The sequence below is a fragment of the Bacillus cereus genome (assembly GCF_002561295.1).
Classification (GTDB): Bacteria; Bacillota; Bacilli; order Bacillales; family Bacillaceae_G; genus Bacillus_A; species Bacillus_A cereus_S.
Window position 1 is genome coordinate 48632 of record NZ_NTUG01000013.1, and the last position, 13568, is coordinate 62199.

Consider the following 13568-nt stretch of genomic DNA (forward strand, 5'->3'; position numbering starts at 1 on the left):
AATAAAAAGCATTCCTCATTCAAAGAAATGCTCTATAACTTTAAACCATTAAATTTATAACTTGTACGGCTAACCTGCCCCTTTCGTTAAATAAAAAAGAACCTGTAAAACAGGATCTGAATAAACTTTAGAACATCGCAACTTTATTATAAACATCGTGACTTTATTTCAAACTCACAGTCATATCTATTTCTTATGCATTTGTAATAAATAGGTTGATACCATTTGCGTATTTAGGTATGCGCCTCTTTTTTTGTGCCATTCTAATCGTTTCGTATATTCAGACTCTGTTAATTTATAGATTATCAAACGTGTTTTTTGTTTTTGACGGAATCCAATCTATTCTTGAGAGAACTCCAAATATTCACCCTCTTTTCATTATCTTGAAATGCTTTCTATATCAATCAATTCCCATGTGGTCTCTGTTTTTCTATTGAAGACATAAAAACAGCTATCCTTCCATGGATACTCCATGAAAGGGTAGCTGTTTTTGGTGAAAACTATACATAGCCTTAACTTGATGGCTGTGCCCTCCAACTATCTGTATTTCATCATGAATAGATGGTTTTTTATACTATCTACATAAAGAGGATAATACTACTCTAGGGTTTTTCTTTAAAATAAGCTAATCAAAAAACTAATAAACAGACATACAAAAACAGTGCCCAACAACAAATTTGACGTTTTTATTTTCTTACCAATTAACCAATACATTATTCCAAATACAGCTAAAGGAACGAGCCCCGGCATAATCATATCCAAGTATTTCGTCAATGGTTCCGCAAATTTCCCACTACCTATCATAATTCCGGATAAATCTAATTGAACATAACTTGCAATCATAGCTCCTATTGCTGTCAAACCAACAACACTCGCCGCATATGTGACTTTATCCATAATGCCTGTTTTTTCGGCATTTGTAATAAAATAAGCCCCATATTTATAACCAAAATTCAAACCATAATAACGAAGTAAAAAACCTGGCACATTGTATAATAACAAGAATAAAATTGGACCGATTATATTTCCTTTTGATGCAAACCCAATGGCTACACCAGTCGCAATAATCCGTAACGTTCCGACAATTAGTGAATCGCCAATTCCTGCTAGTGGTCCCATTAGCGATGTTTTCACTGCTGTAATGGCGGAATCATCAAATTCTGGATTATTTGCGTTTTCTTCTTCCATCGCTGCATTAATCCCCATTAATAACGGTGATACTTGCGGAGTAATGGCCATAAAATCAAGACTTCTTTTTAATGCAGTTTGCGCTTTTTTCGAATCATTCTTATACAAACGTTTAATAACTGGCACCATTGCATAGGAATATCCTAAATTCTGTTGGCGTTCAAAATTCCAAGAAGCATCTAATTGACAAGAACGCCAAATGACTCTTCGTATTTCTTTTTTCGTTAACTTTTCTGAATTAGAATTCATTATCATCAATAACCTCCTGAACATGATTATTTGAAGATGAATGTCCTGTATTAAATAGCAAAATAGCAGTTAATACACAAGCAAATGCTGTTACGCCAAGTACACTTATTTTTAAATATGCGACTAATAAAAATCCCAAAAATAAGAAACAAGCCGTCTTTTTGTTCACAATCATCTTAACTAACAATGCAAATCCAATTGCTGGAATAATACCCATTGCATAATTTAAGCCCGAATTCACAAAATCAGGTATTGTGTCTACAAAAGACTGGATAGCTTTTGAACCAAAATAGAATCCGGTAGAAGTCAACCCAGCTAACAACACTGCCTGACTAAAAACAGCTATGTAATGCATGCGATCAATTCCTCTATAATTCGCCTCTTTCGCATATTTATCTGCCTTTGCAACCAATAACGGAATCCAAACAATCATTAATAGATTCCATAACATTTGCATTAACATTGAAATGGGAACAGCTAATGCTACTGCTGTTGCTATACTAGAGTGTGTCACAATCACATACGATGTTCCAATAATAGACCCCGAAACCATATCTGGTGGGTTACTTGCTCCTATAGCCATCACTCCTAACCAAACCAACTCTAAAGAAGCCCCTACTTTAATCCCTGTTGTCAAATCTCCTAAAACAAGCCCCACTAACATTCCCATTACAATTGGTCGATTAATCATAATACTACCGAAAAAACTGTTTAAATAACCTAAAACCGCTACTAAAAAGATAAGCAACGTTTGTGTCAACATGCCACGCGCCTCCTTTTTAAATTAAATCCATCACATCTTTAGCGGGCTCATCAGGTACCATTTGAATTTCCAGTCGAATTCCTTTATCATTCATTTTACGTAGTAACTCACAGTCCTTTTCAGAAACTGAAAAAGCTTTAGAAATTTGTCGTTTGTTTTCGATTAATTTTGCACCACCTAAATTAATCATTTTTATTACATCTACTTTTTCAGATAATCGATGCGCATCTTCTACAGACTCTATAAGAATCAATAATTTATATTTGTCTGTTACCCCACTATTTAAAGCTGTTATAGAATCCTCTACACTCTTCATTACCAATTTTATTCCTTCGGGTTTTGCCATGCGTAAAGCTGACATGCGTAAAGAATCTTTCGCAACTGCGTCATTCGCAATCAAAATACAATCTGTTCCCAATACTTTTGTCCATGAAAATGCGACTTGTCCATGTAATAATCGATGATCTACTCTGACTAATTTAATCATTTAAGCCCCTCCGTATATCATTTACTGTTTGTACTACTGCTTTGACATTTTCAATTGAAACTTCTTCTTCTGCTAAATGTTTTTCTTTAAAATAGCTGCCGATAACTGCGCCATCCGCATATTTAAACTGTTCTTTCATGTTTTCAGGAGTAACCCCCGCACCAATAATGAGTGGAAAGCTGCCTAGAGCATTTCTAAATTTGATAATTTTTTCGGTTGAAGTTTCTTGCCCAGTTGCTTCTCCCGTAACACAAATCGCTTCACAACGGTCTTGTGCAATTATTAAATCTTGCTCTACAGTATTTTTTGATAGTACCGGTTGATATTTAAAACGTACTCCGCCTAAAATATGTCCTGAATAATCTTGCTTCCATTTAGCAAAAAAGGCGTCTAACGTTTCCTCATCTCTAGGTTGTACATGTCCAACAACAGAGTCTAGTTGTACAAAATTTGCTGCATATCCTTTCGCTAATTCAAATCCCATTTGATCGACATTTAAACAATTTACACCATAAGGAATAGGCAATTTGCATTTTTCTATATATTCCAATCCTTGTTCTAAATTTTTATACGTACCAAAATAGTTCTCGATAATGACAGCATCCAATCCATTATTTACATAAATGTCTAGTTCCCTCTTCAATCTTTCCATTACATCATTCGCTGAGGTTCCTTTCAAATGTAGCATGCCAAAGATAACCTTTTTCTGTTGAAACATGTCTAAAAAGTTTCTATCTCTCATAATTCCCTCCACATAATTAGAATTCTTCTTTGATTACAGGATCTAATTGAACATAACGGATACCTTCTCGTGCCATTTCTACAATTTCATGTGCTTCTTTCTCTCCGATTTTTTGCCTATACTCGATACAAATCATCAACAATAAATTTAAATTCATACCAGCGAAAACCTTTACATTTTCATATTTCAATAATTGGCACATCGCAGTACAAACACTCGCACCAAACAAATCTGTCAAAATAACATATTCTTTTTCTGCACTCATATCTGATAATATTTCTTTTTCAAGTTTCTCCACAAAATCATTCGCAGACATTCCCGGAAGTAAAGTAAACGCTTCCAATTCATAAGGAAGATCTCCACATATCATATTGCCAGCATGTGCTAAACCCTGTGAATAATTTCCGTGTGAAGCAATCACAATTTTGCGCTCCATCTTTAACACCTTCCTCAAACTTGTATTATGTTGTATTATACAAATATAGGTTAATACAACATTAGTGGCGCTGTCAATGGTTAATATCAACTTTTTCATCTATAATGAAATTTCTGAATAATAATGAAATCAAGGTGGGAATTGGAATGGAAAACTTAAATCAATTGAATGCTCTCACTTTACAAGAGCAACTTTATGCAATTCTTCAAAAAAAAATTCAAGAGGGTGAATATAAACCTGGAGAAAAGATTCCTTCTGAAACACAACTAGGAAAAACATATAATGTTAGTCGCGTAACTGTAAGGAGCGTGCTACAAAAACTTGTGGATCAAGATATTTTGATTAAAAAACGAGGAAAAGGGACATTCGTAAATAATGTTGTTCACACAGAAAATGTCCTAACCGGTGGAAGTTTTACTGAAACATGTAAAAAAATGGGCAGAATTCCTTCAACAGAAATCATTGCTTTTCACAATGAAGCGGTACATAATGAACTTTTTGCTGAACTGAAAGATAGAAAGAACGAAATACTTTTAATAAAAAGAGTGCGAAAAGTAGATGAAACACCTTGCATTTTAGAAGTTGATTATTTACCAACCAACTATGCTTTTTTAACAAATTTACAAGATTCTCTTTTAGAGCAATTAGAAAGAGAACTACACACTAAATTACAAATTTTCGAAGATTATTTTCAAATTATCTTTTCAACGAAAGAAATTGCTGAATTGTTAAATTGTTCAGTAGGGACGCCTATATTAGAAGTAACGCAACATGTTTACAATTCAAAACATGAATTAGTCTATATCAATAAACAATATATTTTAACATCTAAATATATTTATGCCGTTCAATATAAAAAGTAGTAAAAAAAGAAACTCATTCTGCATAAGGAAGCTATTTATTTTATCGAGGTTAGCATCGACCACTTAATTGGATAATTGTCTCTACTTCTTCCTTTTAGTTGTTTTTGCTCCTTATGAATTTTTTTCAACGATGTTACTGATACAATTTCATTTGCAAAGACTATCTGTTGGTTTTGGTGTATTTCTAAGATAGTTCTAGAAAATTTAATGATTATATTACATCAGATGTAGCCTTGGAATAAAGTTTGATTAAATTAACTTAATAAACCTTGATAAAAGAGCAAATAGAAAAAGCGTGCTTTGAAAAAAGATTGATCAAAACACGTTTTTTCTATATTCAATTGAATCATCCTTTTATAAAAAAGTTTGATGATTTTTTTGATTCTTGCTCAATTAAAACGCCTTTTTCTGGAACAACAACATTTTCTTTTAATGATTTTCTATCCACTCTGATTTATTCAACATATAGTGATTATATAATTCGTTTTCTATCGTCTGTTGACCTAGATAAGTAAATCCACATTTTCCAATAACTTTATTTGATGAAACGTTGTTAATTAAAGCTATTGCGTTAATGACATCTAAATTCGTATTTGTAAACAAATAGTTAATCAATCCTTTAGACGCTTTAGTAGCGTATCCTTTCTTTTGATATTCACTTGAAATGGCATACATAATTTCTCTATTCGGTGAAGGTAACTCATCTTTCATACCTGTACAGCACCAACCAATAAATTCATCCGTTTCCTTAATAAATACTCCTAATTTTAAAAAATGACCATCTATGTTTGATGTATTTATAGCGGCAGCAAGAAATTCTTTGTTTGCTGGTATTTCATAATTGGTAACCCAATCTACCCTTTGTTCTTTTGTTGATTTCCAGTCTGGCAAGAAATTAAATATTTCGGGTTGATTTGAAATTCTGTATATACTATCTGCATCTTTAATGGAAAACTCTTGGAGATAGATATCTCCGCACTCTATTCTAAATAATCTTTCTGATATTTTATGCTTCATAACTCTTCCCCTTGTAAGTCATATTTTTATTACTTCTTTTATTTAACTCCTGTTTCCTTAATGATAATTACCCCAAAATTCAATTATTTACACAATTACTTATTCCAGAATATGGACCTATAACGGAACAATTCTATTCCACTCAATAATTCCTTAATCCACCTTTTATTCAGATGCTCTTTTTCCTTTAGTCATAAAATCACCCCTTCAGATATAAATGTCTAAAAGGGTAAAGATTCGCAACTTTATTTCAAACTAACAAAGAGAATCATACTAAATGATTCTCTTTGTTATGTTACGTTGTAGATATGTCATTGTAGTAAAACAATTGTTATAACATCATTAAAGGTTAGATATATCTTCGACAGCCACTCTATTCCTGATTCAATTCACTGTGACTCTTCTATGCAGATGGGTCCTCTTCCACTTTAGCCAATATATTTATAATATCGTTCGCTAACTCTTCATTTTGATTGTCTAACAAAACTTCTAAATCACCAGATTCAGGTATATTGTAAGGTATTAAATAAAATTGCCCATCCATCCATTTTTCTGATATTGGCGAGCTTGCCACAACATCACCATTTTTAGTGGTTGGATAAATTACACCACCAATGCTAACATTTAGCGCAGACATATACATAGAGATTTGATAAACATCCTTCTTTACTGCACTTGTATCTTTCTTAGACCAAGCTGGACGGTGCTTTGCATCAAAGACTGCTTGATTTTGTTTATTGCGTGACAAAACAAAATCCGGTTTAATTTTCATATCAAAGTCCTTAAGTTCATATAAAATTTGATAACTATCCTGCGCTGAAACCTCATAAGACGCAACCATCTTTTTCATCTCAGCAAAAACCGTGTGCTCTAAAAAATACTCCCACAGCTTATTGACATCGATCAACAAACCTGTAATCATTTGATTTTCCTCTTGAAACATGTCTGAACCTGAATGACGAATAATCTCGATACATACTTTCCGCAAACTCTCAATCTCTATAAAATACGGGTGCCTAATAGATTTTGTGAGTTGCTTTAATAGTTGTTTTTTATCTATACTCCTATAGTTCAGCAACTCTCCCTTTATCTGTGCGATAAAGCGTGAAAGAAGCGGATTCTTTTTAAACATTTGCTGTACAAAAGTTGGATTCTTACTTTTTAATACATCATAAGCTGTTAGAATCCCTATATTCACTGGATTCATCGCACTACGTTCCCGCACATGATAAGGTAATCGGCCATCCTGCATCATAATTTGTTTCATATAAACATTAAAATTAATCGTTCCTTTAATGTTACTATCGTAAAAATCAAAGTTCATATACTGCTTGAATGTCCCTTTTTTCATCGCCTTCTCAAGAAGATAAACAAAAATAAATAACAACATCTGTTCAAAAGCTTTATCTCGGCTCGCACTCACCTGCATACTTTCAAAAATGAATGCCTTTGAACCAAATACTTTTTTTAGCATATAGCTTAAAAAACTTTTATTCCCATCATTTTTATCAAAGCGAGAGCCAAAAGTAATTCTCATCCCAGTTTGATGATCGAACAAAACACCAATATATTGTTGTGTATAATAATCCCTGCCAATATATTTCCCAATAAGCGGTACGGACTCTTCTTCTGAGACTTTCATCCCATCTCCTAGGACAGTAATCCTCGCCTTTCCTTCACGAATATTCTGCTGAACACGTTGTAAAAGTGAAACTTCTTCCACATCAGAGACCCTTTGGTAATCATGAAAGTACATCTTCATCACTCGGCTCATTCAAGTTTGATAGTGTTAGAAACTTATCTCTAGCAGACTTAATAAATTGCTCCGCTCCTATATTGCCTCGCACATATTCTGTAATAATAGAGCGCAAGCGATACTCCCAAACATATTGCAATAAACTTTCAACATTCCCACTTTTGATTGGCTCGGGTAAATTAGAAAAGTATCCTTGGCTAATATAATAATTTTCGTTTAGCAAATATTCCTCCCCTTCATTCCCTATGTAGCTATTTAATTTCCCAACCTGTTCCGTAACAGTCTGAACCATTCCCAAATTATCACCAAAGAAACGTCCCGAATAAAATGCCTCCTCTAAACTTTCTTTTGTTACATCCACTGGTAACCACATAAATCGACGACGTAACGCAAAATCCATACTCTCTACTGATCGATCAATATCATTCATTGTCCCAATGATAATGACATTCTGAGGTACATAGAATCCATCTGCAAACACATCATTTGCCTCTACACCATGAACTGGTAATGAATCATACTGCAACTTAAATGGTTCATCACGTTTGTCTGCTTCTAAGGCAAATAGTAGCTCCCCAAAAACTTTCGAAAGATCAGCTCTATTAATCTCGTCTATAATAAAATAATATGGATTATATTCTTTCTTATCGGATCCCTTTTCCTCAAGGTCTTTATTATACTCATCTACCTTTTTGTTTTGTAATGCAACCTTACGACAAAAGGCTTTGAAAACACCTTCTACCTTTGCAAAACCGATTGGTCCTTCCTGCTGTGGTGACGGAATGGGACGAATCCCTTCTAGGAAGTCCGAATAATCATATGACGGGTGAAATTGGACAAATTCATAGAATTTATCGTCATCTATCGAATTTCCCCCACGAATCCTTTCATCGTTCCTTTTAGCGATAGCTAACGCTGCATATGTCTTGCCCGTTCCAGGAGGCCCAGTTAAAATCACTTGTTTAACACCGTTCGTTATCATGTCTTCTAATATTGTTTCAGTTGAACCTAACTGAACTTCTTTACCCTTTACAACACTTTCCTCAGTAACATTCCCATCGATTTCATCTAGATGATTACGAAACTCTTGTGTTACAAATTTGTCTTCTTTTAGTTTAGTAATCAGTTCTGCGAGAGTTATATCAAGAGATGAATTGATATGATCATATATATATTGGAAGACTTTGTTATTATCAAATTTTTCATGATTAAACTCTATATCCTCCCATTTATAATCCTTACTCTCTCCAACCTCAGATGACTTTAATTCTTTTCCATCCTTGCTTCTCCCCATAATGAGTTTAAAGCCTTTTAAAAAGGAACCACTAGTTTCAGCCTTGGGCAAACTCGAAAAAGGTTCTCTGTTATCAAGTCCAAAGGCTGCTTTCGTTTCATTAACTACTGATTCAAACTTCAAAATTTCACCCTTTTTTATCAATGGTAAAGCAGCAGCAACTAGGATAAAAAAGTTATTATTTTTATTATTGAATTTATTTTTCGTCGGAAATAGGCTATCAAAATCTATTTCTTTTCCCTTTTCAATAAATTCTTTAAGCTTCCAACTAAACACTGTTTTGGAATCAATATTTTGTGCTAATGCTACTTCAGCCATGCTCCTTCACCTCTTATGATTTATAGTAGATTGATTATAATTAAAACTTTACAGAGTACATTCAATACATGAGCTTTCAGATAAGAAAGCTTCCCAGCACTATCCCACAACAAACGCTAGTATCAGGATAAAAATTATACTTCATGTACCTCAACTAAAAAGATTCGTTCCCGAAAACCACCTCGTTTTTCAGCTTTTTGTTTACGTACGTTCTCAACGTCCTCTAGCGTTACTCCCTCATACTGCGCCAGTGCATTTACAAGTTCTAATAGATCCGCTAGTTCTTCAACTTTATGTTCTTTACTCTCAGCCTCTAAATACTCCAATAATTCTTCTTGTGTTTTCTTACTTACTTACTTACTTCTTCTATGTATTCTTTTTCATCTAAAATTCTAGTCGTCACTGTTTTCCCGTTATTTTCGATAATTTCCGGAATGCGGTCACGTACTAGTTTGTTGTAAGTTGGCATTTGAATTTCTCCAATATTTTCAGTTTAATTCTATTATATCATACAAAATTTTCCTTTTCAGTGAAGTAAACATGCTGTAAGCAAATCGTTCAGTCTAATTCTAAATAAAGGGAATAACAACTTTAATGATTGGCTTAAAAACTTTCTGTTCCCGCTTCCAACTGTCATCTAGTTTTATTAATAAGCTCTATATATTGTGAATCTCCATAGCCTATTGTTGGGGAAAGATCAAACAATCTCTTTACTAACTCTCTTGTTGGTAAATCTTTATTTAATGAAACCTTTGCAAAAACCTCTCCCCAAAGAAGGATATCAGTAAAAAATATCCAATTAACAAAGTGAATCATACAATCTCAAAATATGATAAAGAAGTTGGTGCTACATATATTGAAAATGTTATTTGGTATATTTCTCTGTCTATTAGGAGCTCTTTTAATTGGTTTAACAGTTAATAGTCTTGGAGACATAGGTAACATCGTAATGAAAATAATAGGTATTGTCTTTTTAGCATTAAGCGTCAAAATAATGGGCAGCAAAACATAATTTAAATTCCCAAACCAGAGGGAAAATGAAACTTTCGCCTGCCGGGCACAAAAAAAGTACGGTTTCAATATCGAATACCGTACTTCACTCCCATTACCCCAGCCAATTCATTACTTCTTCAGCAACTTCATTCGGTCGATCCCAGTGCATTAAATGCCCGGTTTCTCTATACAATTTAGCCGTTATATCGATATGTTTCTTAAACTCAGCAACTTGCAATTCTCTTATTTTCAAATAATCATGAGGAAGGTCACAATACAACAGGAGTATGTCACTCTTAACCTTGTGCAACTTCAATGTCTTATAAACTGTATACTGAAATTTCACTACACCTCTAGCAGTATCACCAGTAGCATGCCATCTTACTTTCCCGTCTTCCTCCCGCATTAAGTCATAAACAGCACGTTCTATAAGCGGTGACCATCTACTGTATGCCTTTTTTTCTGATTGGATAAATTGTTCTTTACTATCAAAGATATATTCATCAAAATCTTTTTCGTAATGGGTAATTTCTTCTTCTAATGATCGCGGTGGACACTCTCCTTCTTCTGCATCTTTATATAGCTTCGCAAAATAATTTGCATTCATCTCGCCATGATGATAACCGCCATCTAAAAGAACCATTTTACGAACCTTTTCAGGGCGTTCCGCTGCGTAATGAAGTGCAACACTTGCGCCCCATGAATGTGCTACTATATGAAATGTTTCTCTTCCAATCTTCTCAAGTAATGCCACTACCCAATTCGTTAAATGAGACGCACCATAGTCTTCATCTTTCTCGAAACTTGATGTCTTCCCATGTCCAGGTAAATCAAACGATACAATATGATACTTATCTTTTAATCGTTCCGCTATTTCTATAAAACTTAATTTTGTCCCCCCTAAACCATGAAAGCAAATGATTTGAGGACTATTTTTATCTCCCCATTCACAGACACTTACTTTATAACCATTACACTCTACAAAAAAGTGGTTCATTTTCTTCTCCTCTACTTCTAGTAAAATTGACGAACGTATAAACATATTTACATTCGTATACCTTTCTATGACAATTATTGATATACCTGTTTTTCATTCTGTAAAATGAAATTTCCACACAAACAAGCCATCATTCTATAAAATGATGGCTTTACAAACTTATACAATCGAAAACATTAAATACACGCCAACAACGAAGAAAACCGCAGCCGTCTTAATTAACGTAATACCAAAAATCTCTTTATACGCTTCCCGGTGCGTTAACCCTGTCACTGCAAGTAAAGTGATAACGGCTCCGTTATGAGGAAGTGTATCCATACCTCCTGCTGCCATTGCGATAACGCGGTGCAATACCTCTAATGGAATCCCAAAATCCGCTGCTGCTTGAATATATTTGTCGGCCATTAAGCCTAATGTAATACTCATTCCGCCCGAGCCTGACCCTGTTAGCCCGCACAATATATTCGTCATAACCGCTCCGTTGATTAAAGGGTTTGAAAATGTCCCCGTCAAATAATTTTGGATCATAACAAAGCCAGGTAAAGCCGCGATAACGGCACCGAATCCATACTCAGCTGCCGTGTTCATCGCAGCTAAGATTGAACCACTTACGCCCACGCTTGTAATCGATTGAAAATGTTCTTTTACCGCTTGGAAGTTTAATAATATAGCGCTCAATATACCGATAAGAAGTGCGATTTCCACTGACCAAATCCCGACGACTTGCGCCATATCAATCGTTCCGTACTCCTTCAAACCAATCGATGCAAAATCAAATCCTTTCGTATACCAAACGGGGATAAATTCTGTAAAAACTTTATTCATCACTCCAACTAGTACAAGCGGTAGAAAAGCTATCCAGTAACTAGCTGGAATCGTATCACCTGAAACAATCGGCGTTGGTGCCGCTTGCGCGTTAGCCGTTGCAGCCATCTCAGAAGCGGCATCACCTTTTCCAAAATAACCTTCACCCTTGGCAGCCGCCTTCTTCCTACACCGTTCCAAATACAGCATGCCGCATGTAAAAATGAATAACGCTCCAATAATTCCTAATGTCGGCGCTGCATAAATGTCTGTTTTAAAAAACGTAGTTGGAATCACATTTTGAATTTGAGGTGATCCAGGAAGAGAATCCATCGAAAACGTAAATGCACTAAATGCGATTGTCGCTGGAATGAGACGTTTCGGAATATCCGCTTCTCGAAATAATTGCGCCGCAAATGGATAAATCGCAAATACTGCGACAAATAAACTGACGCCGCTGTATGTAAGAATCGCTCCCATTAACACGATGGAAAGAATAGCTCTTTTCACACCTATAAAACGAATGATAATCTTCGCGATTTTTTCTGCGATTCCAGTGATTTCAACTACTTTACCGAATATCGCTCCAAGTAAAAACACAGGAAAATATAATTTTATGAATCCGACCATCTTCGCCATGAAGACATTAGAGAAGAACGGTAAAACGAGCGCTGGATCAGTCAAAAACACAGCCAGCAAAGCACATAACGGAGCGAATAAAATGACCGAGAATCCCCGGTAAGCAACAAATATAAGCAATCCAAGCGATAACAATACAATCAATAAATCCATAACCTTAATCCCCCCTCAATTCTCCCCAAATTTTTTATATTACGATGCCTACCAAAGGCAGACATCGTATTCTTTTTATTTATGCTGAAAAAGCGGTACTCTCTTTTCTATAAAAGCACCCACTCCCTCTTTTACATCACTCGTTTGAAAGACATGCCCAAAATTTTCAGCCTCTATTTTTAGCCCTTCCTCAAGAGAATAAGATAATCCTTTATTAATAGACTGCTTCATCAACGATAAAGCAGGAAGAGAAAATCGAGCCATCTTCGCAGCCAGTTCCTTTGCCTTATTTAGCGATTCGCCGCGCGGAACAACATGATTCACCAAACCAATTTGCAGGGCCTCTTCAGCACCGAGCGGTTCACCAGTAAACATCATTTCTTTTGCCCTCGCAGTTCCGATTAAACGAGGCAAACGCTGCGTTCCTCCTGCGCCCGGAAACAAACCTAGCGTCACTTCCGGAAGCCCAATTTTGGCCTGCTCTTCGATAATCCGTAAATCACATGATAGAGCTAACTCACACCCGCCCCCAAGCGCTAATCCATTAATCGCAGCGATGACAGGCTTCGGCAAGCTTTCTAACTTATTTAATGGGTTCTGGAGCCACAATGATTTTTCCTCTGCATATTCACTTCCTTTTCCAATCCATTCCGGAAATGACTTAATGTCCCCTCCAGCAACGAAAGCTTTTTCTCCAGCACCAGTTAGAAGCACAACAATGACTTCATCATCCCGTTCAATTTCATCAACAGCTGTCGTCAATTGCTCAATCACCGCGTAGCTCAGTACATTCACAGGAGGGTTATCAATGATAATAGTCGCGATTCCTTTTTCTTTGGACCATGAAACAACTCGCTTATTTTCCAATG

At 35.3% G+C, this 13568-nt stretch carries 12 protein-coding genes and 3 pseudogenes; 1 reads left to right on the forward strand and 14 read right to left on the reverse strand.

Features of this window, described 5'->3' with window-relative positions:
* Positions 1–199: 199 nt before the first annotated feature.
* The 6 genes and pseudogenes from CN373_RS25845 to CN373_RS10700 form a co-directional block, all read right to left on the reverse strand.
* Positions 200–432 (reverse strand): annotated as a pseudogene (locus CN373_RS25845) (IS4 family transposase); the annotation flags it as partial.
* Between the two features lie 183 nt (positions 433–615).
* Entirely contained in the window at positions 616–1443 is an 828-nt protein-coding gene (locus CN373_RS10680; RefSeq protein WP_000605762.1) for a PTS system mannose/fructose/sorbose family transporter subunit IID, read from the reverse strand.
* On the reverse strand, positions 1427–2200 hold the full coding sequence (locus CN373_RS10685) for a PTS mannose/fructose/sorbose/N-acetylgalactosamine transporter subunit IIC (RefSeq protein ID WP_098359279.1): 774 nt from the start codon (positions 2198–2200) through the stop codon (positions 1427–1429). The genes CN373_RS10680 and CN373_RS10685 overlap by 17 nt, the downstream gene beginning before the upstream one ends.
* Before the next feature lie 16 nt (positions 2201–2216).
* Entirely contained in the window at positions 2217–2687 is a 471-nt protein-coding gene (locus CN373_RS10690) for a PTS sugar transporter subunit IIB (protein ID WP_000594181.1), read from the reverse strand.
* Positions 2680–3429 (reverse strand): BtpA/SgcQ family protein, encoded by a 750-nt coding sequence (locus CN373_RS10695; RefSeq protein ID WP_001205635.1) that lies wholly within the window; start codon positions 3427–3429, stop codon positions 2680–2682. The genes CN373_RS10690 and CN373_RS10695 overlap by 8 nt, the downstream gene beginning before the upstream one ends.
* 16 nt (positions 3430–3445) lie before the next feature.
* On the reverse strand, positions 3446–3865 hold the full coding sequence (locus CN373_RS10700; protein WP_000439994.1) for a PTS sugar transporter subunit IIA: 420 nt from the start codon (positions 3863–3865) through the stop codon (positions 3446–3448).
* Between the two features lie 146 nt (positions 3866–4011).
* Here CN373_RS10700 and CN373_RS10705 point away from each other — a divergent pair, with 146 nt between their 5' ends.
* Positions 4012–4728: a GntR family transcriptional regulator gene (locus CN373_RS10705; protein ID WP_098359280.1), complete on the forward strand. Its 717-nt coding sequence runs from the start codon at positions 4012–4014 to the stop codon at positions 4726–4728.
* Between the two features lie 429 nt (positions 4729–5157).
* On the opposite strand, the gene CN373_RS10710 is transcribed toward CN373_RS10705, so the two are convergent.
* The 8 genes and pseudogenes from CN373_RS10710 to CN373_RS10745 form a co-directional block, all read right to left on the reverse strand.
* Positions 5158–5745: a GNAT family N-acetyltransferase gene (locus CN373_RS10710; protein WP_098359281.1), complete on the reverse strand. Its 588-nt coding sequence runs from the start codon at positions 5743–5745 to the stop codon at positions 5158–5160.
* 403 nt (positions 5746–6148) lie between these two features.
* A complete protein-coding gene (locus CN373_RS10715; protein WP_165771890.1) occupies positions 6149–7468 on the reverse strand; it encodes a 5-methylcytosine restriction system specificity protein McrC in 1320 nt (439 codons plus the stop codon).
* A 19-nt stretch (positions 7469–7487) separates the two neighbouring features.
* Complete coding sequence (locus tag CN373_RS10720; protein ID WP_098359283.1) at positions 7488–9113, reverse strand: McrB family protein; 1626 nt, start codon at positions 9111–9113, stop codon at positions 7488–7490.
* 134 nt (positions 9114–9247) lie between these two features.
* Positions 9248–9582: pseudogene (locus tag CN373_RS25705) on the reverse strand (nucleoside triphosphate pyrophosphohydrolase).
* Between the two features lie 164 nt (positions 9583–9746).
* Positions 9747–9863, reverse strand: a pseudogene (locus CN373_RS10730) (AraC family transcriptional regulator); the annotation flags it as partial.
* A gap of 355 nt (positions 9864–10218) precedes the next feature.
* Positions 10219–11103: an alpha/beta fold hydrolase gene (locus CN373_RS10735; RefSeq protein ID WP_098359284.1), complete on the reverse strand. Its 885-nt coding sequence runs from the start codon at positions 11101–11103 to the stop codon at positions 10219–10221.
* Positions 11104–11262: 159 nt separating this feature from the next.
* Positions 11263–12699 (reverse strand): GntP family permease, encoded by a 1437-nt coding sequence (locus CN373_RS10740; RefSeq protein WP_098359285.1) that lies wholly within the window; start codon positions 12697–12699, stop codon positions 11263–11265.
* A gap of 75 nt (positions 12700–12774) precedes the next feature.
* Positions 12775–13566: an enoyl-CoA hydratase gene (locus CN373_RS10745; protein ID WP_098359348.1), complete on the reverse strand. Its 792-nt coding sequence runs from the start codon at positions 13564–13566 to the stop codon at positions 12775–12777.
* Positions 13567–13568: the final 2 nt, after the last annotated feature.

What these genes read in the sequence shown, in the direction of transcription:
- CN373_RS10705 (WP_098359280.1), top strand. Translation starts at nt 4,012, where the DNA reads ATGGAAAACTTAAATCAATTGAATGCTCTCACTTTACAAGAGCAACTT.
- CN373_RS10695 (WP_001205635.1), bottom strand. Translation starts at nt 3,429, where the DNA reads ATGAGAGATAGAAACTTTTTAGACATGTTTCAACAGAAAAAGGTTATC.
- CN373_RS10685 (WP_098359279.1), bottom strand. Translation starts at nt 2,200, where the DNA reads ATGTTGACACAAACGTTGCTTATCTTTTTAGTAGCGGTTTTAGGTTAT.
- CN373_RS10740 (WP_098359285.1), bottom strand. Translation starts at nt 12,699, where the DNA reads ATGGATTTATTGATTGTATTGTTATCGCTTGGATTGCTTATATTTGTT.
- CN373_RS10710 (WP_098359281.1), bottom strand. Translation starts at nt 5,745, where the DNA reads ATGAAGCATAAAATATCAGAAAGATTATTTAGAATAGAGTGCGGAGAT.
- CN373_RS10690 (WP_000594181.1), bottom strand. Translation starts at nt 2,687, where the DNA reads ATGATTAAATTAGTCAGAGTAGATCATCGATTATTACATGGACAAGTC.
- CN373_RS10735 (WP_098359284.1), bottom strand. Translation starts at nt 11,103, where the DNA reads ATGAACCACTTTTTTGTAGAGTGTAATGGTTATAAAGTAAGTGTCTGT.
- CN373_RS10680 (WP_000605762.1), bottom strand. Translation starts at nt 1,443, where the DNA reads ATGATAATGAATTCTAATTCAGAAAAGTTAACGAAAAAAGAAATACGA.
- CN373_RS10720 (WP_098359283.1), bottom strand. Translation starts at nt 9,113, where the DNA reads ATGGCTGAAGTAGCATTAGCACAAAATATTGATTCCAAAACAGTGTTT.
- CN373_RS10700 (WP_000439994.1), bottom strand. Translation starts at nt 3,865, where the DNA reads ATGGAGCGCAAAATTGTGATTGCTTCACACGGAAATTATTCACAGGGT.